The following is a 23,478-nucleotide window of genomic DNA, read 5'->3' on the forward strand; positions in this document are numbered from 1 at the left end:
TCAATGAAAGTAGCTGTAGTAGGTTCAACAGGAATGGTTGGACAAGTGATGCTTAAAGTTCTCGAAGAGAGAAATTTCCCTGTAACAGAATTAATTCCGGTAGCTTCGGAAAGATCTATTGGTAAACAGGTGAAGTATAAACAGGTAGATTATACTATCGTAAGCATCGACGACGCTATAGCTGCCAAACCGGATATCGCAATTTTCTCTGCAGGAGGCGATACTTCTTTAGAATACGCCCCTAAATTTGCTGAAGCAGGAATTACCGTAATCGATAATTCTTCAGCTTGGAGAATGGATCCCACTAAAAAATTAGTAGTTCCGGAAATCAATGCTGATGTTTTAACAAAAGAAGACAAGATCATTGCAAATCCAAACTGTTCTACCATTCAGTTGGTGATGGTTTTAGGCCCTTTGAATAAAAAATACGATTTAAAAAGAGTAGTTGTTTCGACCTATCAGTCTGTAACAGGTACAGGAAAAGCTGCTGTAGATCAGTTGAACGGAGAGATCAGCGGAGACGATTCTGTCGCTAAAGTTTATCCTTATCAGATCTTCAAAAATGCATTGCCACATTGTGATGTGTTTTCGGATGATGATTATACCAAAGAAGAGATTAAATTAATGAAAGAACCTAAGAAAATTCTAGGTGATGATACATTCAATTTAACAGCAACAGCGGTAAGAGTTCCTGTTCAGGGAGGTCACTCAGAAAGTGTAAATATCGAATTCGAAAACGAATTTGATTTGGATGAATTAAGAAAAATCCTATCAGAGACTCCGGGAGTTGTTGTAATGGATAATGTAAAGAACAACGAATATCCTATGCCTCTTTACTCAGAAGGAAAAGACGAGGTTTTTGTCGGAAGAATCAGAAGAGATCTTTCCCAGCCAAAAACGCTCAACCTCTGGATTGTAGCAGACAATCTCCGAAAAGGAGCTGCAACCAACGCAGTACAGATTGCAGAATACTTAGTAGCAAACAACTTAGTATAAACTAACAAAAAAGAAAAGAGTCTCCAAAAGAGATTCTTTTTTTTATCAAATAATTTTAAGTTGATTGGTTTTAGTTGCTGATTTTAATAAGTCCTGAAAGGACGACTTAACAAAGGATAGGATAAAATCCTATCAAAAAGTGCACAAAAGAATAACATGAGAATTTTGATTAAATTTTCTTAATCGCTTAAAAATCTTAATGGTTCAAATAAATAATGAACATTAAATATCAAGACAAAAAATGGCAACAAAAGATATCAGTAAAGACAAAATAGGCTTCCAGAAAATCATTGCCGTTTTCGGGATCATTTTATTCGTTGGGAAAATCATCGCTTGGAAACTCACAGATTCCGATGCTGTGTTTTCTGATGCAATGGAAAGTATCGTTAATGTCATCAGCGCTTTCATGGGATTGTATTCATTGCATTTAGCTTCAAAACCTAAAGATGAAGACCATCCTTACGGGCACGGAAAAGTAGAATTTGTAACCTCCGGAATTGAAGGCGCATTGATCGTCATTGCAGGGGTAATGATCATCTACGAAGGGATAAACAGTTTAATAACAGGTAAAGTTTTAGGGCAGCTAGATTGGGGGATCGCCATTATTGCAGTTACGGCGATTATTAACTATATCTTGGGCTATATTTCTATTAAAAAAGGAGAAAAAGAGAATTCTTTGGTCTTAATTTCCTCTGGAAAACATTTGCAGTCAGATACGATTACTACTTTGGGAGTTGTCATCAGTTTAGTCATCGTTTACTTTACCAAAATCTATTGGATTGACTCTGTAGTGGCTTTGATCTTCGGTTTCTACATTATTTTTGTGGGCTATAAAATTGTTAGAAAATCGCTTCGAGGAATTATGGACGAACAAGATCCCGAACTTCTAAACAACATTATTGATCTTCTCGAAAAAAACAGAAAAACAGAATGGATTGACATTCACAACATGAAGATCCAGCAGTTTGGTTCGTCGCTGCACATCGATGCGCACATTACTTTGCCGTATTATTACAGTCTTCGTGAAGCACATAAAGAAATGGAAAATGTAATTCTTTTGTTAGCTAAAAACACTAAACGTACCGTTGAATTCAATTTCCATATGGATGATTGCAAGACAATTTCTTGCCCACTTTGCCAGATTATGGATTGCCCTGTAAGAAAACAACCATTTGTAAAAAGGGTCGAATGGACGGCAGAAAATGTAACAAGAGTAGAAAAACACACCGTCGATTAGTTTTTTTAGAAGCTATTTCCCGCTCTACGCTCATACTCCTCACACAGCCGCTTTTCCATCTCTAGTTGCGGGGTAACCGCTGCGATCGGGGCTAGTAAAAACCAAACTTCACCTGTTTTCAAAACCCGTGAGGTTTAAACCCGTTGCTCCAAAGCATAAAAAATTTCTTTATGATAATTAATTTGCTCAAAAATAATTGTTGTTTTTCACGAGAATAATTCGCCTACTTATTGAATTTATAAAGAATCATCCGTATAAATTCTAAAAAAAACACTCCGTAGGAGTGATATCTGTGTAGCAAAAATTAATATCAACACAACGAGGCGTTTCGTAGGAGCGCTATTTTAATATTTAATATTTCTTTTAAATTAATTTGAATTCCTCAACATCATCTGCTTTCTATAATAAAATAAAGGAACGATCAAAAGCAGGATCAAAGGTTGTATCACAAACCTTCTCATATAGAAAGAGAAAAGATAGCCAATATCAAATCTGTCGTAGATACAATAAAGGTAGATTGGGAATGTGATTGCAAAAATAATAGAAATTAAAACCGCTCCTTGAACTGTCCAATCTTTATTCTTAAATAGAAAATGAATGATGATGCACGAGAAAAATAGATTCAAAATAAATCTGAAAAGGTGACTGACAATCAGTTTTCCCCATTCAAATTCCGGAAAAGAAATGTTTTTATTGCCTTCGTGAAAATAATTTAAAAAAGGGTCGTAGAAAATCTGGTCTTCCAGTATTCTCACACCCATGAGTCCGCAAACTCCTAAGATGACTAAAAACCAACTAAGAATTCTCATTTTTTAAAGCAAAAAATTTAATCCAAACCAACCAAAGTATCACCACACTTCCGTAGATCACAGCCGGAAAAACATAATCATGTACCATTCTGTTGTATTCTGGGTAGTCTCTGGTTACAATATTAAGTCCTATAATCCGTAAAATATTCATTACATATAGCACCAAAAGACTTACTGCAATAAAAACGAAAGTTTTAGGTCCTTTATAAAAAGCAAAAATAAATGCAACAAAAAGAATGATCACCGAGATCGCGTTACAGCCCTCTACCATTCGGGTTACATATTTTTCATTGACGTAAAACCAAACCTGCTCTTTAGAAACATCATTGTATAATGATGTGGTGTAGCCTATTTTGTTTTGAATGACAGCTACTTGCTCTGCGATAAGATGTGAATAAGGGTCGAGACCAGACTCTTTAAAACTATTAAGATAAAACTGATATGCAAAAAGCAACACCAAATAAATGATGATAAAGCGTAACAGGATGCTCAAAACAGGTTTAAAGTCTTTTAACATGCTGCAAAGATAGCAATTAGCATGTAAATTAGTATATTTGTTACCATATATGACTTCTGAAAACGCGAAAAGATTTTTTGAAAACCATTTTGGTGAAAAATCAACTGAATTTATTACTTTAGCTCAAAGCGGTTCTGCAAGAGTCAATTTTTTGGCTCAAAATCAAATCGGGAAATACATCATTACCTACAATGAGAACATTGCCGAAAACGAATGTTTTCTGTATTTCTCGAGTGTATTTTCTGAATTGAAACTTAATACGCCAAAAATATTTTCTGTTTCAGAAGACCGGAAATTATATATTCAGGAGTTTTTAGGAGCAAAAACTTTTTCAGAAATCATTGCAGAAGAAAGTTTGTCAGAAAATGTACGAGATTTGGTAAAGCAAACTCTTAAAGAGCTTTTTGAACTTCAGGAAAAGACCAAAGGTAAAATAGACTTTCAAAAAACATTTGAATATGAAAGTTATGACGAGCTTCCAATAATGCATGATCTGTATTATTTCAAAAATTTCGTCGCAGATGTTTTAGAATTAGAATATCACAAATCTTCTTTACTGAAAGAATTTAAAGAGATCATCAATCTCATCGAAAACCTTGCGCCCAAAGGCATCATGATTCGAGATTTTCAGGCAAGAAATATAATGGTGAATGATGATAATAAAGTTTCTTTTATAGATTACCAATCGGCAATGAAAGGACCTTTAATGTATGATGTAATTTCTTTTTTGTTTCAGGCTAAAGCTAATTTTCCTGAAGATTTCAAAAACGAAATGCTTGATTTTTATATTCAACAATTTGAGGATAAGGAAAATCAGTCTCAACTAAGAAACTCGGTAAAGCCAATTCAGATGATGAGGTTTTTGCAGGTTTTGGGAGCGTACGGTTTCAGAGGCTTGATTCAGAGAAAGCAACACTTCATTGCAAGTATTGAAAAAGGAATTCAAAACATCACAGAATTTGCCCAAAATTGGGATGATATCAAAAATTACCCCGAGTTGAAAAAAGTAATTGAACAACTGAGTTCTGAAAAAGTCAAATTTAAAATATTAGAAATATTAAAGGAAAATTAAACCATTAAGGTTTGTCATTCTATAAAAATCTCAGCTCTTGAATGAGGTTATTTTCGCTTAGATTTCTAAGGAATGGCAAAGAGGGTTTAAAATTAAAAAAAAATATCATTGATACTTAGCTAGTAATCAATCATCATTGATCAACAATCAATTATAAATAATAGAATATGCTACACATAGACATTCATAGTTTTTCATACAAAAAAGGAGGAATTCCGAAAGATGACTCAGGTAACGGAGGCGGTTTTACATTTGATTGCCGAGGAATTTTAAATCCGGGAAGAGTAGAAGAGTATAAAATTCAGACCGGAAACGATATTGGTGTTCAGGAATATTTAGAAACAAAAACAGAAATGCCTCAGTTTTTAGAATTAATTAAAAACTTAGTGTCCATTAATATCCACAATTATTTGGGAAGAGGTTTTGAAAATCTGCAAATCAATTTCGGGTGTACGGGAGGTCAACACAGATCAGTTTATTCAGCTATTAAAATTGCTCATTTTATTGAAGAAAAATATGGTGATAAAGTAGAAATAAGTCTTCACCATGACGAGCAACACCAACTTAATCATAAGTAATGAGTGATGTTTAATAAGTAAGATATTAGCTTCGCTATTATTATTTATTTATTTATTTATTTACATGTTTTTAAATTACTCATTACCAATTACTCATTACCCATAATTATGAAGGCATTAATTTTTGCAGCAGGAAAAGGCACCCGTTTAAAACCTTTTACAGACCATCATCCTAAAGCTTTGGCTAAAGTGAATGGTGTTCCTCTTTTAGAAAGAAATATACAATATCTCAAAGGCTTTGGAATTACTGACTTTGTAATTAATATTCATCACTTTGGTGATCAGATCGTTGCGTTTTTAAAAAAAAATGATAATTTTGGCTGTAAGATCGAGGTTTCTGATGAATCGAATGAACTGTTGGAAACTGGGGGTGGTTTGATTTTTGCTAAAGAATTCCTCAATCACGGTGAAGATTTTCTGATTATGAATGCAGATATTTTAACCAAAATCAATATTAATGATTTTGTAAGGTATCACAAAGAAATCAAAGATTTTGTTACCTTAGCGGTTTCAGACAGAGAAAGTTCGAGAAAACTTTTGTTTAATGATGACTTGGTTTTAAGAGGTTGGCTCAATGTACAGACAGGAGAGCAGCGTCTTGCAGAATTCAACAAGGGATTCAGACCTTTATCTTTTAGTGGGGTACATTGCATTAATCCGGTGATTTTTGATAAAATAAAAAGAAAAGGGAAGTTTTCTGTAATGGAAGAATATCTGGATCTGATGCATACCGAAAAAATACACGGTTTTGTACACGACAGTGTTTTGATTGATGTAGGAAGACCGGAATCTGTGATTGAAGCAGAAAAATATTTTAAATAATTTGAATGAGAACTGAAGGTACAAGAGACGAAAGCTTAGAAAATACAGAATTAGATATCAACGAATCTAAATTACATAATAGTTTACGCGAAAAAACCTGGGACGAAACCATTACCAAAGACAGCTGGATGGTTTTCAAAGTAATGGCAGAGTTTGTGGATGGCTACGAAAAAATGGCTAGAATAGGCCCTTGCGTGTCTATTTTCGGGTCTGCAAGATTAAAGCCTGAAAGTAAATATTACAAAATGGCGGTAGAAATTGCCGAAAAAATAACCAAAATAGGTTTTGGTGTAATTACAGGAGGTGGTCCCGGAATTATGGAAGCCGGTAATAAAGGAGCTTTCAATGCAGAAGGAAAATCGATCGGTTTAAATATAGACTTGCCTTTTGAGCAACATTTTAATCCGTATATCAACAAATTATATTCACTGAATTTTGACTATTTCTTTGTAAGAAAAGTAATGTTTGTGAAATATTCTCAAGGGTTTATTGTAATGCCGGGAGGTTTTGGCACTTTAGATGAGCTTACAGAAGCGATGACACTAATTCAGACCAACAAAATAGGGCGTTTCCCAATTGTATTGGTAGGTTCTGAGTTTTGGGGCGGTTTGCTAGGATGGTTTAAAGAAACATTGCTAAAAGAAGGGATGATTTCTGAAGGTGATCTTGATCTTTACCGTGTGGTAGATACTGCTGATGAAGCCGTGGCTCACATTAAAGCTTTTTATGATAAGTATTCTGTAAACGTTAACTTTTAATTGGCATCAAATTTGACCAAACCTATTTAGCAATATGCTGTAAATCTATAAATTGAGATGAAAAAATTTTTATATATATCGGGTATTTTTACATTGATGATACTGATGAGTTTTTCTGTAGCAGACTTTTTCTCTTCGATGACAAAAGTAGACTATATTGACGGCAGCAAAACTCTGAAGTTTACTGCAAAAATGAATACAAGCCATATTTCTGATGCCATAAAGATCAACAGAAATACTGCAGGATTTGAAGCTGAAGTAAAAAAATATGTAAATAATAATTTTGATGTATTTGTAAATGGTTCTCCTAAAACTTTAACTTTCACAGGAAGTCAGGTAAGTGGAGAAACGGTTTGGGTGTATTTTGAAACCGGTGGTGTTTCTGACATCAATAGTTTAAAAATCAAAAACACGATACTTTTAAGCGCATTTCCTAAACAAATAAACCTGGTTAATATTGCCTATAAGGGAAATCAGAAAACGATGAATTTTCAACGCGGAAAAGAGGTAAATGAAGTTTCTTTTTAAAAGATACTTTAACTGAAATACTAAACCATTGCTTTTGCAGTGGTTTTTTTGTTGCCAATTATATTACTTTTCTGATGTTGCAGAGTCTTTTATGGAAGAGTAAATTAAGGTTTATGACAAGATATTTTAGAACATATAAAGAATAAATAGGATTATGTCTAAAGCGAATAAAGGCATAATAAAGTAATGTTCTACATTTTGTAAACTTTTGAATTTCTCTATTTTCAATCATTTCTTTTGATGCTTTTGAGGTAAGTATTTTTATCATTTAAGCTTTAAATATTGATTATTCGCCTTAGGTTTTTGATTAGTAAAATCATTGTATAAAAGAATTTAAATTTTAATATTTTTCTTCAATAAAAAAAGGATCTATCTCACGAATGAGACAGATCCTTTAAAATTAAGTATAGTTGAAAAAAATTATTCTCTGTTTTTTACCATAATCCAACCAGATAATTTTACTGGTGTTTTGGCTTTGTTGTTTTCATTCCATGTTACAGAATACCAGTAGCTTCCTGTAGGAACTTTTCTTCCGTTTGAGGTTCCGTCCCATGTGTAATTATTGGTTTTGTCACCTTGGTGAAGTTTAGCTCCGTATCGGTTGTAAATAGTAAATGTTAAATCTGTTTTACTTCCCAATGCCGAGTAGTCGATTACGTCATTGCGGCCATCTCCGTTTGGTGTAATGACATTAATGATATTAGGAACAGTAATTTCTACTTCCATCGGTTCGCAATTATAAGAATCTTTCACAAAAATCTTATGAATTCCTCTTGCCAAACCTTTGAAAACATTAGAGTTCTGCCAATTTATATTATCTAAAGAATATTGATAAGCAGGCGTTCCTCCATTAGCATAAACAGTAACCGTTGTAGCAGATACGTCAATTGATGTGATGACAGGTTGTTCTGATGCAAATACCTTTACATTTTGAGTAATGGTACAATCTCCAGTTTTAAGTTTTACCCAGTAAGTTCCTACTCCAACATTTGAAATCGTTTGTGTAGTCGCCCCTGTACTCCAAAGGTAAGAAGTGAAACCTACTCCTGCATCTAATGTTGTTTTGTCTTCTACGCAGATGATTTTATCTTTTAAGATTTCTGAATATACAGGTGGAATGACAATTAAAGTCACCTTTGCAATTGCATAACACCCATTGGCATTTGTTACTTTGATGTAAACAAATCCATTTGGAGCAATGTAAGGGTTTGCAGTGATGATTTCATTGCTTCCATTGATGGCATCTTGTAATGATGGGTAGTATTTTTTTGTTCCGGCCTGGGTTGTTACTGTAGCTGTAGTAAGATTAAACGATCCCATTGAAATATTGTCTTCTAAGAAACATGACCGCAATGTTGCATCATTTACAATCACCACAGGAAAATGATTAAGGGTAATCACAGCATTGTCAACACAACCTTGCGGGGTTGTAACTTTTACATGCACTGTAGTTCCGTTTGCTGCAGGGTAGTTTGACCAGTTTAAGATTTCGCTAGTGCCTGCATTAAGATCTGCCAATGTAGGATAATATTTTTTCGTAGCACCCGGTACACCGGTAACTGCAGCGGTACTCAAATCAAAATAAGCTACTCCTGCATTATTATTGTTGCAGGCAGTTATAGTAATGTCATCTGCGGCAAATGGACTTGGGTTTAAAATAATTCTTGCGTCACCATTATCACATAATGTAGATGAAGGGTCTTTTATAACCACCGAAATCGTTGTACTACCAGAATATTGGAAGTTGGTAGGTACAGCAATTGGTGTAGAGCTTCCTAAAACATAGTAAGTGATAATGTAGTTTCCAGGGTTGTTTACAAACTGACTTGCGTAAGAGGTTAAATCTACAAATCCATTTCCTGTTGCGGGGTTGGTGCATACAAATGGAGTAACACTGTTTTGAAGGATTGGAACTTTATCAATATATATTTTAGCATTTTTGATAGAGTGTCTTGCGCTTGCAGCTCCTGTTCCTGCAGAAAACCCAAAATATCCTTGGCCCATCCCTACTGCACCGCCACTTGCAGTGAAAGGTTGATTGGTAATAAGAACGCCATCAATTCTGATTTGAATTAACCAAATATTAGGATTACTGGGATCTATTTCTCCGTTTACTTCAACATGTTTGTAAGTAGCCCCTACAAAAGGTTGAGTGGGGTTAAGGTCTGGCGAGTGAAAAGTACTGTTTGCGGTCGTATTGTACTCGACATTTGGATTTCCTGCAGGCATATTATTGGTTCCATACAGTACGTGTACTTTACTCATTTGCCCCTCTGTAGAATTATTGAATATATCAAATGCCACCATTAGTCCGTTTGCATTTGCCGGAATTCCTAGTCCGCCTCCGGTTGTGAATGTAGTTGGAGGATTAGAAAGGTACCAGAATGTAAGACCGTCGCCTCTTCCGTAGGCGGTTGTTCCGTTTCCGTCGATTCTGAAATCAAACTCAACTTTCCATTTATCACAATATTTTAGATTGATGGGGTTAGAGAGTTTAATGGCTCCAAACTTACTGGTTTGATCTGGGGTAAGCTGCACAAAGTCTCCGGTAGCAGTAGCTGAAGGAACGAGATCCCAGCCTGTAGTGTTAATGACAGGGGTTCCAGTGAGTTGATAAGTTTGAGCTGATAAGCTTGGGCTTATGATTGATAAAAAGAACAAAAAACTGAGGAGTAGAAATTTTTTCATTTTTATATTTAAAAGGTTATTATTTGGTAAAATTATTAGTTTTTTTATTCAGAATGAATGTTTTTTGAGCTAGTAAGTAGCAATAGAGTATGAGGAAGTGTGTGGTTCTGTATGGTGTTTAATTGCGTCTGGATGTTGAATTTTGAGATTTAAAAAAGCGCCACGTTTATTTGGGTGGCGCTTTTTTGTGTTATTCTCTATTTTTCACCAATACCCATCCGTTATAGTTGGTCGGTGTATTGTTTTTGTCATTTTCTATCCAAGTGATCGTGTACCAATATGTGCCTGTTGGTAATTTTTTACCTCCGGAAGTTCCATCCCAGGTGTAGTTTCTCAGCTTGTCTGCTTGATACTTCATGTTTCCATATCTATCATAGACTGTAAAAACAAGATTTTTCTTGTAAGCAAGTGCTGAGTAATCGATAAAGTCATTCACATTATCACCATTAGGAGTAATTGCATTGATGAGATTTGGAACTGTTACCTGAATGTGTGTTGGCTCACAATTATAAAAGTCTTTTACAAAAATTTTATGTTCACCTCTTGGAAGCCCGGTAAATACATTAGAGTCTTGCCAGTTGATTCCGTCTAAAGAATATTTGTAGGGAGCAAGTCCTCCCGAAGCATTCACAGTAATTGTATTGTTGGTGATGTCTATACTTGAAATAACAGGGTTTGTTGCTAGTTTTACAGTTACATTTTGTAATGTATAGCAGTTTCCTGTTTTCAATCTTACCCAATAGCTTCCTACTGGTACATTAATGATAGAAGAAGTTGTAGCTCCCGTGCTCCATTCGTAACCGTCAAATCCCGGGCCCGCATCTAGCGTTGTTCTATCATTAATACAGATTATTTTGTCTTTTAAAATAGAAGATTTTACGGAAGGAATTACTTTTAGAGTTATTTTTTTAATAATATAACAACTGTTGGTACCCGTTATTCTTACATACACATCTGTAGATGGAGAGATATGGGTAATAGGAACTGCAATTTCGTTGGTTCCGCTTAATGCATTGGCTAAAGAAGTGTAAAACTTTTTAGTAATACCTGCTTCTGACGAAACATTAGCAGTTGTAAGATTAAACAATGCTGTATTTGGAGCCGTTGCAATAAAACAAGACTCTAAGATAGCATCAGTAGATACAGGCAATGGATAGAAAACAAGCATGATTTCAGCATTTCCGGTACAACCTTGCGGAGTAGTTACCTTTACATAAACCTTTCCGGGAGCTGAAACATAATCTGTAGGATTTAAGATTTCGTTTGTTCCCGCATTTAAATCAGCTAAAGTCCTATAATATTTCTTTGTAACACCTGGAACAGCTGTCACATCAGCCGTAGAAAGGTTAAATGTTGCGGTAGATGCACCATTATTATTACATGCAGAAAGAGTTTTATTCTCTGCTGTAAATGGCGAAAGGGTAAGGATTATTTTTCCGTCTGGATTGTCACAAAGAACTGCATTATTATCTCTAATAATAACATTTACCGTAGTATTAGCATTAAATTGATAGTTGGTAGGTGTGGTAATAGGAGTACCTCCTACAGTATAGGTAAAAGTATAGTTGGCCGGGGTGGTAACAAACTGAGAATTAAAAGAAGTTAAATTCACTGTCCCGAAGCCTGTAGAAGGGTTTGGGCAAAAAGATTGTGTTGCAGTAGGCTGCAGTATGCTTACTTTATCGGTGTATATTTTTACATTTTTAATAGAATGTCTCGATCTGTTTCCTCCTGTAGAAGCAGAAAATCCAAAATATCCCTGAGTCATTGTAGCGGCTGCTCCAGATGCAGTAAATGGTTGATTGCAGATTTGAGTTCCGTCAATCATTATTTTTATATTCCAAGTATTAGGAATAGATGTATTTACTTCAGCAGTAACCTCTACGTGTTTATATGTAGTTCCCTGGAAAGGAAGAGTTGTATTCATATCTGGAGAATGAAAAGAGCTCCCTGCGGTGTTAAAAAATTCTACATTATTATTGTCTGTAGTGTTAGCAACTTGTCCATAGGCAACATGTACTTTGCTCATTACAGCAGTTGTTGTATTGTTGTAAGTGTCGAATCCTACAATAAGGCCTACGGCATTTTGTGAAACTCCAAGCCCAGAGCCTAAAACACTGGCTACAGGTGGGTTTGCAAGATACCAGAATGCGAGACCGTCACCATTGGCGGTTTGGTTAGAATCCATCCTGAAATCGAATTCTACTTTCCATTTATCGCAATATTTTAGGTTAATAGGGTCGTTTAATCTGATGGATCCAGATTGATTGTTTGTATCCGGAGTTAATTGGATGAAATCATTTCCGGCTCCTACGGCGGTAGGTGAAACCATTGTCCATCCCGTTGTGGTGATAGGATTTCCCGTAAGCTGATAAGTTTGAGCTGAAAAATTTCCGGAGATACAAAGTACAAAAAGGGTAAAATAAAACAGTAATTTTTTATTCATTTATTAGGATACTTTTATTAGACGTGTAAAGATATTAAATCTCTACTAATAAATGAATATAAATAGTTAATTTAGTAGAAAAAAGTAAATTTTATTCAATGAAAAATATTAATGATAACGAAAAGTTGAATATGATAAGTGTTATCTTAGTTTGATTCAAAATAGCGAATTGTTTTCTAAGCTTTCAAAATAAGAATCTACTTCCAGTTTTTCAGAATTTGCTGCTGCTACTGCAAGTTTATCACAAAGCTCATTTTCAAAATGTCCTGCATGTCCCTTTACCCAATGCATTTTTGGACTATGCTGATTATAAAGTACAACAAATCTCTTCCAAAGATCTGGGTTTTTTACATTCTTCCAGCCTCGTTTGATCCACCCTGAAATCCAATTCTGATTAACGGCGTCAGAAACATATTTGCTGTCTGTAAAAACGTGAATGTCATTTTCTATTGATTTCAATTTTTCTAATGCAGTAACCACCGCCAAAAGTTCCATTCGGTTATTGGTTGTTTTTCTGAAACCTTTAGAAAATGTTTTTTGATAATTTTTTTCGGGAACACGCATTAAAATGCCGTAACCTCCTTTTCCCGGGTTTCCGCTGCAGGCTCCGTCAGTGTATATTTCAATTCTCATTTAAATGTTGAGGTAAAGTTTAGGGTAAGGTCGAGATTTTAAACAAAATTAAAAAATTAAAGTCTGTTTAATTTTTCAAAACTGAAATTTTAAACAGACTTTAACTTTTGCTTAATCTTAGTTTTATTTAGAACGGAAAGTCTTCTTCATCATCAAGATCATTCATAGAAGATCCCGAAAGTTTTGAGCTATCTGGTAAATCAAAAGCGGCACCCGGCTGAATGGTCGTTTTTATTTTTTCGAAACCACTCGGTTCGCCAAATGGAGTGGAATGACCCATTCCGTTGGTTGCTTCTTCAATATTTCCAAATTTTGCAAAATGTTTCAGGAAAGATAATCTTACATCCGCTGTAGCACCGTTTCTGTGTTTGGCAATAATTAATTCTGCTTGGTTTTCGGTAGAAGTTTCTGCTCCGTCTTCATCATTATCCCAAACAGTAATTTTATAATATTCAGGTCTGAAAATAAATGATACGATATCTGCATCCTGCTCAATGGCTCCAGATTCCCTTAGGTCAGAAAGCTGAGGTCGTTTTCCTGGACGTGTTTCTACACTTCTCGAAAGCTGAGAAAGTGCAATTACAGGTACGTTTAATTCTTTTGCAATGGCTTTTAATGAACGGGAAATCATTGAAATTTCCTGTTCACGGTTTCCACCTCCTTTTCCGCCACCTCCTGCAGTCATTAGCTGAAGGTAGTCGACCATAATCAGTCTTACTCCGTGCTGCATTACCAGTCTTCGGCATTTTGCTCTAAAGTCAAATATAGATAGGGAAGGAGTTTCGTCAATATATAAAGGGGCATTTTCTAATTCGGATACATTAGAAAATAGTCTTTGCCACTCTTCGTCGTCTAAGGTTCCTTTTCTTAATTTTTCTGATGAAATTTTGGTCTCGGAAGCAATCATTCTAGTGATTAGCTGTACCGATGCCATCTCGAGTGAAAACAGAGCCATTGGGATTTTATACTCAACGGCAATATTTCTAGCCATTGAAAGAATGAATGCTGTTTTCCCCATCGCAGGACGAGCTGCAACAATAATAAGATCTGAATTTTGCCAACCTCCAGTTTCTTTATCTACATCTCTAAACCCGGAAGGTACCCCCGAAATTCCTTCTTTATCTTTTAACGCTTTAATGATATCAATAGCTTCTTTTACTAAGGTATTGGCGGTGTCAAACCCTTTTTTGATGGTTCCATTGGTGATTTCAAAAAAAGATTGTTCGGCTTTATCTAAGAGCTCAAAGACGTCAGTAGATTCTTTGTATGAACTATCTATAACATTAGCTGACACATTAATTAAGCTTCTTAAAATATATTTTTCAAGAATAACACGTACATGATATTCAATGTGGGCAGATGAACTTACTCCCATTGTAAGCTCTATAATATAGTGGTCACCACCTGCGGAGCTTAGTTTGTCTGTTTTTTTCATCTCCTGAATAACAGTCATAATATCTACCGGATGGTTTGCTTCATACAATTTTAGAATCGTAGCAAATATAACCTGATGTCTTGGGTCATAGAATACTTCCGGAGTAAGAAGGTCGATAGAATGATCAAGTCCTTTTTTATCAATTAAAAAAGTACCGATTACCAATCTTTCAAAATCTATTGCATTAGGAGGCATTTTTCCATCAGCAATTGATAGTTCTCTCGCAAAGTTCCCTTGTGTAAGGGAAGAGAGTGTTTCTTTCTGCGCCATTATGCAAAGATAGTTTTTTTAGAAAATAATTTTAAAATAGTAACTAACAATTCTATGGAAAATATAACTCAAGTATGGTAAATAGATGAGGTTTAGTGTTAATAAAAAAATCACCCCATTGCTGAGGTGATTTATTATGATTGCGAAGAAATATTATTCTCTGTTTTTTACCAGTACCCATCCGTCGTATTTGGTAGGTGTACTGTTTTTGTCATTTTCGTTCCATGTAATCGTGTACCAGTAGGTTCCTGTAGGGATTTTTTTACCTCCTGAAGTACCGTTCCATTTGAAGTTTCTTATTTTATCAGCTTCATAGATTTTATTACCGTATCTGTTATAAACAACGAATAATAAATTCTTTTTGTATGCTAATGCAGAGTAGTCTATTTCGTCGTTAACATTATCTCCATTTGGAGTAATTGCATTAACAAGGTTAGGGACAGTAACTTGTATTTGGACAGGGTTACAATCAAATGAATCTTTTACAAAAATTTTATTTTCGCCTCTTGGTAATCCTGAGAATACATTAGAGTCTTGCCAGTCGGTTCCATTCAATGAATATTGGTATGGTGCAGATCCTCCCGATGCGTTTACTGTAATTGTATTATTTGTAATGTCGATGCTTGCAATTACTGGCTGCTGAGTAGCATAAACATGTACTTGCTGAAGTGTAAAGCATTTACCAGTTTTTAATTTTACCCAATAAGCACCTACACCAACATTTGAAATAACTTGTGTTGTAGCACCTGTGCTCCATTCGTACCCGATAAATCCAGCACCTGCATCTAGCGTAGTTTTATCTTCCAAACAAATAGTTTTGTCTTTAAGAACCGTCGATTTTACTGGAGGTAAAACTTTTAATGTAATTTTTGTGATCGCATAACAGCCATCATTATTAGTTACTCTTACATATACATCTGTACTTGTTGTGATATAATTGTTAGCAGGAATAATTTCGTTAGTACCAGCTAAAGCATTTGCCATAGTTGTGAAAAATCTTTTTATAGTTCCTGATTGAGCGGTTACGTTAGCTTGTGTAAGATCAAAAGAAGCAGTTGTAATAGCTCCCTCAATAAAGCAAGACTCTAAAGAAGCTGGTGTAACTACCACTACAGGGAAGAACTCTAAAGTAATCGTAGAGTACGCTGTACAGCCTTCAAGTGACGACACTTTTACGTAAATTGTTTTAGGTGCAGATACATAGGCTGTAAAGTTTGTAATTTCATTGGTCCCTGCATTTAAGTCAGCTAATGTAGGGTAGTATTTTTTTACAGCTGTAGGGTCGTCAAAAACATCTGCTGTGCTAAGATTATAGGTTCCTGTTCCTGCGCCGTTGTTATTACATGCTTTGAGTGTCGCATTCTTAGGTACAATATTTCCTTGTCTAAATTTGAATTTTCCTAATTGAAAGCATCCATTAATAGGATTGGTAGGATTGGTCGGGTCTGTGTATTTAATTCGATAATAATAAATGGTAGTTCCATCTACCATAGCTGTTGTCAAGGGACTTGTTCCTACGATTGCATCATTGTTAGTATCGTGATATGTAACGGTGAAATTAGCATTTCCATTAATGATTCCTGCTGATAATGTCGTGAAATCAAACAAGGTAGGTAAGTTACATTTTAAAATTTCATTTGGAAGAGCAGGGTCTGTTGCATTAGGTATTCCAGGAGTAATAAATGGGTTAGGAGTTAATGCGGGGTCTGTAAAGGCCGAAGTTAGAGTTGCTGTACCTCCCCAGTTTAATGAAAAACCAGTTGTTGATTGAGAGTAGTTATCAATTACCAAATAATAAGTTTCACCGGCAACGACGTCCATAAAACTACTCCATTGTGCAGGTTGTGCAGGTGTTCCTCCACCTCCATTGGGATTAGTTGCTAATAATGAAAGCCCTGTTGGTCCATCGGCTCCTGAATAATTACATCTGATAGGGTTTCCTAAAGCTGCACATGTTACATTGGGTCCGTATACACCAAAGTCGTAGTCATCTGCAAATACAACAGGATCTATAGTAAAAGTTAATGTTCCAGAAGTAGCAATCGTAAATGTATACCAAACTGTATATCTTTCGTCGGTTGCTAAACATCCTCCAAGCTCTTCAGGGATGTTTCCATGACCTTGCGAATTGTATGAAAAGCCAGAATTACCACAAACAGGTATTGCAGATATGCAATCTGATTGTGAATAATAGAGTTGTGAAATAATTAAAATAAAAAAAAGTAGTAGTTTTCTCATTTCCAAATGATTTTAATTACAAATTTAACAAAAAATTAATTAAATAATATATTTATTATTTAAAATTGAAAAAGCCACTTTAATAAGTGGCTTTTCAATTTTATTTTGATTGTTATTCTCTGTTTTTTAATAATACCCATCCCGAGAATTTAATTTGAGTACTTTGTTTGTTGTTTTCATTCCATGTTACAGAATACCAATAGTTGCCTGTTGAAGCTTTTTTACCTCCATTAGAGGTTCCATCCCATTTGTATCCATTCGTTTTATCAGCCTGATAGATTTTTGCTCCATATCTGTCAAAAATACTAAGAACTAAATTTTGTTTTCCTGATAATGCAGAGTAGTCAATTACGTCATTCATACCATCCCCGTTTGGAGTTATTACATTAGTAATATTTGGTACTACTACATTTATTTGAATAGGTATACACTTGTAGTTGTCTCTAACGAAAATAGTGTGGTCACCTCTTGAAATATTGGTGAAAACATTAGAGTCTTGCCAGCTTGTGTTATTATTAAGTGAGTATTGGTAAGAAGGCATACCACCAATAACATGCACAGTAATTGTACTATTTGAAATTTCAATGCTTGAAACAACCGGTACCTCAGATGCATAAACCTTTACATTTTGTTTTGCGGTACAGTCGCCGGTTTTTAATTTTACCCAGTATGTTCCTACTCCTACATTGCTTATCGTTTGAGTCGTAGCACCTGTGCTCCATAGATAACTACTAAATCCAGGACCTGCATCTAAAGTTGTTTTGTCTTCTGCACAGATAATTTTATCTACCAAAACGGTTGAGTATACAGGTGAGATAACAATTAAATTTACTTTTGCAATTTTATAGCATCCATTACCGTTAGAAACTCTTACGTATGCATATCCGGTAGGGGCGATATGATTTGCTGGAAGTACTATTTCGTTGGTCTGGTTTATGGCATCGGCCACTGAAGGATAATATTTCTTCGCCATGCCTTGTGTATTAACAGTTGCTACTGTAAGATCAAATTGTGCTGTTGATGGGTTAATTTCAAGAAAGCAAGATCTCAACGTAGCTTCAGTTACAATAATCTCAGGATAAAAAGTTAATTTGATTTCGGCAATATCAGTACATCCAAATTGTGAAGTCACCAAAACAAAAACAGAACCTACTGCAGACACATATTGATAAGGATTAGTGATTTCACTTGTTCCATTATTCAAGTCTGCAAGCGATGGATAGTATTTTTTTACAACCGTAGGGTCGTTTATTACGTTTGCAGTCGTTAAATCATACATTGCAGTTCCTGCATTGTTGTTGTTACAGCTGGTTAAAGTAGCATCAACTACATTGATTGCACGTTGCACAAATTTAAAGGTTCCAGGGAGTCTACATTTACTGATAGCGCCACCTGGTGCACTTGGATCCACGTAAGTAATTACGTAGTAATAAGTGTCTGTTGTATTTACAGGAATTGGTCCTAATATAGGATTGTTCCCACTAATTGCATCATTTGAATTCTTATAATACGAAGCAACAAAATTAGGATTACCGTTTATAATTCCGCTAGATAATGTGCTAAAATCAAATACAGGAGGTTCAGTACAAACAATAACTTCATTCGGTGCTGTTGGGTTTGCTGCCGGGTTTCCTGGAGCAATGAATGGATTTGGCTGAAATGCAGCAGTAAATGGTGAAACCAATGTTGCTGTTCCACCCCAATTTAATACAAACCCATTGGCAGATTGCGAGAAGTTATCAACAACGATGTAATAGGTTTGCCCCGCCACCACATTCATAAATGAACAAAATGGAGATCCTGTAGCATCAGCAGTAGTATTTGTGTTGGTGAAATTTAATCCGGTAAGACCAGGAGTTCCTGAATAGTTACATCTAATAGGTGTTCCTAAACTACTACAAGCTACATCCGGGCCATACAATGCCCAGTCATAATCATTTGCCATCGCATTGGGAACGATGGTGAATGTTAAAGTTCCTGATGTAGCTACGGTAAAAGTGTACCAGATAGAAAAGTGCTCATCAGATGTCATACATCCTCCTAAATCTTCCTTGATATCACCGGGGCCGGTGGGGGTAAAAGAAATAGGGGTATTTCCGCAAACTTGCACAGTTCCGCCACAGTCTGAGCTGGATTGTGCAAAAATCATCTGCGTTATAATCATTAAAAAAAAGAGTAGAGTTTTTTTCATTTTCGAAAAATTTGTTAATACAAATATAAAGAATTTATTAATTTTACATTAAAGTTTTTATTATATATCATAGTATAACGGTAGAATGCTTTTAATATTGCATTTTCCTTAATTTTGAGTTAGTACTTCCTACAATTAAGGCAATTAAGACGGTCATACTTCCACCAAAAACGACCGACCTTACCACACCTAAAAGTTTAGCCATCACTCCACTTTCAAACTGTCCCATTTCATTACTCGACATAATAAAAATTGAGTTTACACTTAAAACTCTTCCTCTTATATGATCAGGTGTTTTTAGTTGTACAATCGTTCCGCGTATGACAACAGAAATACCGTCCAACATACCGCTCAAAACTAAAAACATAAAAGAAAGCCAATAATAATGTGACAATCCGAAACCGATGATGCACACTCCGAAACCTGCTACAACAGCCAATAGAATTTTACCTTGGTTTTTTCTTAACGGAACCAATGATAATGTCGTAATAATAATCATCGAGCCAATATCTGAAGCAGCATTAAGTAATCCGAAACCTTCAGCTCCAGATTTTAAAATATCTGTAGCGAAAACAGGAATCATGGCAACCGCTCCTCCAAAAAGGACAGCAAACATATCTAAGCAAAGTGCTCCTAAAATTTCTTTAGTTTTAAAAATATAAGAGATTCCCTCACGCATACTTTCCAAAACCTTGATTTCATCTTTTTTATGCTCAGAAAACTGCTTGTTCAACTGCCAGAAAAAAAGCGAGGCAACCAATAGAAGTGATACGATAACCAACAAAGTCCACTTAACGCCAAAAAATCCGATAAGAAACCCTCCTGCAGCGTGACCGCAAACTGAAGAAATCAAAAATGTTGCCTGGTTTAAAGTAATGGCACTCGGAAGGTTGACTTTCTTTACAATTTTGGGAATCATCGACGGAACAATTGGTCCGATAAAAGCTCTTGCAATTCCGGTGAAGAATATTACACCATAAATAAAGTAAGTGATTTCGTGTCCTGTAAAATGAAGCTGTACATCCAAAAATGCAGGAATCATCAATAAGCTGATTAGAAAAACATAAACATAATTACAAATCAAGAGCAGTCTTTTCTTTTCATTCATATCGATAACATGACCGGCATACAATGCACAACTTACTGCAGGAATTACTTCAGATAATCCGATAAGTCCGATGGAAAAAGGATCTTTTGTTAATTGATACACCCACCAACCGAGCAAAGTAGCAAGCATTCTGAAGGCTAAAACAATAAAAAATCTTCCGGTAAGAAGATTCCTGAATTCTACATTTTGCAATGTTTTGAGCGGCAATAATGAAATCATGCTACAAAAATAGCCTTAAATATTCATTTAAGGCTATCAGTATTTTCGATTTTCAAATGATAAATAAAATACCTTTTGAAAGATAATGTCTATTTTAGTCAGCTCTCAAAGAACCTACTACAATGGCAGCAGCAGCGGCTGCTCCAATTACAACAGCACCTCCTGCAACTCTTGCTCTTGATCTGTCTTTTACAGCAGCAACATTAGATTTAGGAATGATTACCTCTGTACTGTCTTTTTTTCCTGCGGTACCGATGATGTTGTCTCCATCGATATTGCGGAATAAGAATTTTTGTTTTTTAGTTCCGTCTTTATGCGTAACGATGTAGATTTTACCTGCTTCAAGGTTAGAGTAATTGTTTTGTGCAATATCTTCACTGTACTTTGTTGTTGCACAAGATGAGATTACAAATAAAGACGTTAATAATGATGATTTTAAAAGTACAGATGCTTTCATTATAATTTTTTAGTTTTCCAAATTTATAATTTTTTTTGAATATACGTTTTCATTAAAAAAGAAAATCTCATATTTTTTGTAATATTAAAGTAGAAAATGAATAAATTTTATATTTGAAAGATTATTTATCTTAATTAATTTAAACCACTTCCAAACGCTGCTGCAGTGTCGGCTAAATCATCTGTCGCTTTTGAGATTCCCACAATTATCACGGTCGCAGCGGCAATACCTCCGCTTGTTGCGATGACGGCAATTGCTGTTTTATCTTTTCTAATTTCTTTAATATCAGTCTTTGCAATAGAAATTCTTTCCTTTTTTCTGGTTCCGATGATGCTGTCTTTTGCAATGGAGCTTATTGTCATGGGGATTTTACTGCCGTCAGCCTGATAAAAAGTATATTTATTCCCTGTTTTTATATTTTTGTAATTGTCAGGATTTTCTTTTGCGCTGTATTTTACTGATGTGCATGATGCCATCGAGATGATTACTAAAAGGAATAAAATTTTTTTCATAGCATGTGATCTTATTTTTTATAAATTTTCAATAAATCGGCTATTTTTCTGTCATTTGCCAATCTTGGAATTTTATTTTGACCTCCCAATTTCCCTTCAGATTTTGCATATTCCTGAAAAGCGTTTTTTTGAAGTTTAGAAATGTGAAGTTTTTGCAGAATATTTCCTGAAATCAGATCATCATAATAGGTGTTGCGTTTTCTCAGCTGATCATCGAGCTCATTTTTAAATACATCTAAATTTTCTGGTTCTTTTTCAAACTCAATAAACCATTCGTGATAAGGTAGTCCTTCTTCGGGATTTACTTCCGGAGCCAAATGGAATTCTGTAACCTGTGCGGGAAATTTTTCCACGGTCGCTTTTATAGCTTCTTCCACTTCAAAAGCAATCACGTGCTCACCAAAAGCTGATGTGAAATGTTTCGTTCTTCCGCTTACTAAAATTCTGTGCGGATTTTTATCAATAAAGCGTACAACATCGCCAATAGAATATGCCCACAAACCTGAATTGGTTGTCAAAATTAAAGCGTAATCTTTATTAAGCTCAATATCTTTTAAAGTTAATCTTTGAGCATTGGGTTTCCCGTATTGTTCTAAAGGAATGAATTCATAAAAAATTCCGTGATTGGTTAAAAGCAACAATCCTTCTTTGGTATAGTCATCCTGAAATGCAAAGAAACCTTCCGAAGCCGGAAACGTCTGTACAATATCTACTTTTCCGCCTAAAAGTTCTTCCATTTTTTCGCGGTAAGGCTCGTAATTTACGCCGCCTGTAACGATGAGTTGAAGATTTGGGAAAAGCTGTTTTATTTTTTTACCGTTTTTCTCAATGAGTTTTTCAAAATACATGATCAACCAAGGTGGAATTCCCGAAATCAACGTCATGTTTTCTTTTTCGGTTTCCTCAACGATTTTATCAACCTTAGCTTCCCAGTCGTCAATTAGGTTGGTTTCCCAGCTTGGTAAGCGGTTTTTCTGAAGATAATTTGGGATGTGATGGGCTACAATTCCTGAAAGTCTGCCGGTTTTTACGCCAAAAACTTCTTCCAATTCCGGGCTTCCCTGCAGGAAAATCATTTTTCCAACTACGAAATCAGCATTGTTTTTCTTAGCAATATAATGGAAAAGCGCACTCTGAGCTCCTTTTACCTGAAAAGGCATTCCTTCTTTTGAAATCGGAATATATTTAGAACCAGAAGTTGTGCCAGAAGTTTTGGCAAAATATTCGGGAGTTTCTGTCCACAAAATATCTCTCTGTCCGCGTTTTACTTTTTCGATATAAGGCTTAAGGTCTTCATAATCTGCAACAGGAACTTTTCCCTGAAAATCTTTTACAGACTTGATGTTTTCAAAATCATATGTTCTTCCAAAAAGAGTTTTTTTAGCAGTGTCTACAAGAGATAACAATAATTCCTCCTGATTCTTCTCAGAATTTTTTTTAAATTCTTCTGCTTTTTGAACATGTTTTTTTGCCCAAATCAACGCTGCATTTTTCTTTAGAAAGTTTAACATGGTTCAAATTTATAAATAAGTATAGAATTCAAAGAATATTTTATTTAAAAATAAAAAAACCGATGATCTAGGCATCGGCTTATTGAAAATTTGATTATGAATAGCAGCTATCTGCCTTTTTTATTTGTTGACTTTATATCTTTTATCCGGAGTTCCGTCTTTTTTCAGTTTCTGATTTTCTTTGTAACGCTTATCTGGCGTACCGTCCTTTTTCATTTTTTGTGCTGGCTTTGCCGTTTTGGCTTCAGTCGCTTTTACAGGCTGTACAGCTTTTGTAGTCGTTGTTTTTACAGCTGTTTTGGTTGCAGGAGCAACTTGTTGTGCGGTTGCAAATCCTAATCCTAAGATGATGGACATCGCAGTAAGAATTTTTTTCATGTCAGATTTATTGTTTTTTGTTTAAGTAAAGTTATATAAAATCTCAAAATGAAAATCAAATTTGAAAGTTTTAAC

General features: G+C 35.1%; 20 protein-coding genes. 7 read left to right on the plus strand and 13 right to left on the minus strand.

Going from position 1 to position 23,478, the window contains the following annotated elements; genetic code table 11:
• Positions 1–3: 3 nt before the first annotated feature.
• Both B5X64_RS02110 and B5X64_RS02115 read left to right on the plus strand, forming a co-directional pair.
• A complete protein-coding gene (locus tag B5X64_RS02110) occupies positions 4–996 on the plus strand; it encodes an aspartate-semialdehyde dehydrogenase (protein ID WP_079463672.1) in 993 nt (330 codons plus the stop codon).
• Positions 997–1,237: 241 nt separating this feature from the next.
• Positions 1,238–2,233 carry a cation diffusion facilitator family transporter gene (locus tag B5X64_RS02115; protein WP_079463673.1) on the plus strand — a complete coding sequence of 332 codons (996 nt, stop codon included), beginning with the start codon at positions 1,238–1,240 and terminating at the stop codon, positions 2,231–2,233.
• A 368-nt stretch (positions 2,234–2,601) separates the two neighbouring features.
• Here the strand turns inward: B5X64_RS02115 and B5X64_RS02120 are convergent, their stop codons facing one another.
• Together B5X64_RS02120 and xrtF are read right to left on the minus strand one after the other, a co-directional pair.
• Complete coding sequence (locus tag B5X64_RS02120; protein WP_079463674.1) at positions 2,602–3,042, minus strand: exosortase F system-associated membrane protein; 441 nt, start codon at positions 3,040–3,042, stop codon at positions 2,602–2,604.
• Positions 3,029–3,559: an exosortase family protein XrtF gene (gene xrtF, locus B5X64_RS02125; RefSeq protein WP_079463675.1), complete on the minus strand. Its 531-nt coding sequence runs from the start codon at positions 3,557–3,559 to the stop codon at positions 3,029–3,031. The genes B5X64_RS02120 and xrtF overlap by 14 nt, the downstream gene beginning before the upstream one ends.
• 49 nt (positions 3,560–3,608) lie before the next feature.
• On the opposite strand from xrtF, the gene B5X64_RS02130 reads away from it, so the two are divergent.
• The 5 genes from B5X64_RS02130 (at position 3,609) to B5X64_RS02150 (ending at position 7,317) form a co-directional block, all read left to right on the plus strand.
• Positions 3,609–4,631 carry an aminoglycoside phosphotransferase family protein gene (locus B5X64_RS02130; protein ID WP_079463676.1) on the plus strand — a complete coding sequence of 341 codons (1,023 nt, stop codon included), beginning with the start codon at positions 3,609–3,611 and terminating at the stop codon, positions 4,629–4,631.
• 167 nt (positions 4,632–4,798) lie between these two features.
• Positions 4,799–5,209, plus strand: a complete 411-nt coding sequence (locus B5X64_RS02135) for a RapZ C-terminal domain-containing protein (protein WP_079463677.1) — start codon at positions 4,799–4,801, stop codon at positions 5,207–5,209.
• Between the two features lie 108 nt (positions 5,210–5,317).
• A complete protein-coding gene (locus B5X64_RS02140) occupies positions 5,318–6,031 on the plus strand; it encodes a nucleotidyltransferase family protein (RefSeq protein WP_079463678.1) in 714 nt (237 codons plus the stop codon).
• Positions 6,032–6,036: 5 nt separating this feature from the next.
• Positions 6,037–6,789, plus strand: a complete 753-nt coding sequence (locus B5X64_RS02145) for an LOG family protein (protein ID WP_079463679.1) — start codon at positions 6,037–6,039, stop codon at positions 6,787–6,789.
• A 57-nt stretch (positions 6,790–6,846) separates the two neighbouring features.
• Entirely contained in the window at positions 6,847–7,317 is a 471-nt protein-coding gene (locus B5X64_RS02150) for a DUF6702 family protein (protein ID WP_079463680.1), read from the plus strand.
• Positions 7,318–7,737: 420 nt separating this feature from the next.
• Here the strand turns inward: B5X64_RS02150 and B5X64_RS02155 are convergent, their stop codons facing one another.
• The 11 genes from B5X64_RS02155 to B5X64_RS02205 all read right to left on the minus strand — a co-directional run bounded on the left by B5X64_RS02155 (position 7,738) and on the right by B5X64_RS02205 (position 23,403).
• Positions 7,738–10,005 carry a T9SS type B sorting domain-containing protein gene (locus B5X64_RS02155; protein WP_079463681.1) on the minus strand — a complete coding sequence of 756 codons (2,268 nt, stop codon included), beginning with the start codon at positions 10,003–10,005 and terminating at the stop codon, positions 7,738–7,740.
• Positions 10,006–10,195: 190 nt separating this feature from the next.
• Positions 10,196–12,451 (minus strand): T9SS type B sorting domain-containing protein, encoded by a 2,256-nt coding sequence (locus B5X64_RS02160; protein WP_079463682.1) that lies wholly within the window; start codon positions 12,449–12,451, stop codon positions 10,196–10,198.
• A gap of 156 nt (positions 12,452–12,607) precedes the next feature.
• Complete coding sequence (gene rnhA / locus B5X64_RS02165; protein WP_079463683.1) at positions 12,608–13,084, minus strand: ribonuclease HI; 477 nt, start codon at positions 13,082–13,084, stop codon at positions 12,608–12,610.
• A 127-nt stretch (positions 13,085–13,211) separates the two neighbouring features.
• The gene (dnaB, locus tag B5X64_RS02170; RefSeq protein ID WP_079463684.1) at positions 13,212–14,789 is read right to left on the minus strand and encodes a replicative DNA helicase; all 1,578 of its coding nucleotides are present in this window, start codon (positions 14,787–14,789) and stop codon (positions 13,212–13,214) included.
• A 153-nt stretch (positions 14,790–14,942) separates the two neighbouring features.
• On the minus strand, positions 14,943–17,027 hold the full coding sequence (locus B5X64_RS02175; protein ID WP_079463685.1) for a T9SS type B sorting domain-containing protein: 2,085 nt from the start codon (positions 17,025–17,027) through the stop codon (positions 14,943–14,945).
• A gap of 112 nt (positions 17,028–17,139) precedes the next feature.
• The gene (locus tag B5X64_RS02180; protein WP_079463686.1) at positions 17,140–19,218 is read right to left on the minus strand and encodes a T9SS type B sorting domain-containing protein; all 2,079 of its coding nucleotides are present in this window, start codon (positions 19,216–19,218) and stop codon (positions 17,140–17,142) included.
• 91 nt (positions 19,219–19,309) lie between these two features.
• Positions 19,310–20,545 carry an MFS transporter gene (locus tag B5X64_RS02185; protein WP_079463687.1) on the minus strand — a complete coding sequence of 412 codons (1,236 nt, stop codon included), beginning with the start codon at positions 20,543–20,545 and terminating at the stop codon, positions 19,310–19,312.
• A gap of 94 nt (positions 20,546–20,639) precedes the next feature.
• The gene (locus B5X64_RS02190; protein ID WP_079463688.1) at positions 20,640–21,002 is read right to left on the minus strand and encodes a hypothetical protein; all 363 of its coding nucleotides are present in this window, start codon (positions 21,000–21,002) and stop codon (positions 20,640–20,642) included.
• 134 nt (positions 21,003–21,136) lie between these two features.
• Entirely contained in the window at positions 21,137–21,514 is a 378-nt protein-coding gene (locus B5X64_RS02195; RefSeq protein WP_079463689.1) for a hypothetical protein, read from the minus strand.
• 11 nt (positions 21,515–21,525) lie between these two features.
• Positions 21,526–23,025 (minus strand): GH3 auxin-responsive promoter family protein, encoded by a 1,500-nt coding sequence (locus B5X64_RS02200; protein ID WP_079463690.1) that lies wholly within the window; start codon positions 23,023–23,025, stop codon positions 21,526–21,528.
• Between the two features lie 120 nt (positions 23,026–23,145).
• Complete coding sequence (locus B5X64_RS02205) at positions 23,146–23,403, minus strand: hypothetical protein (RefSeq protein WP_079463691.1); 258 nt, start codon at positions 23,401–23,403, stop codon at positions 23,146–23,148.
• Between the last annotated feature and the right edge of the window lie 75 nt (positions 23,404–23,478).

The organism is Chryseobacterium balustinum (assembly GCF_900168205.1).
GTDB classification, from domain to species: Bacteria; Bacteroidota; Bacteroidia; order Flavobacteriales; family Weeksellaceae; genus Chryseobacterium; species Chryseobacterium balustinum.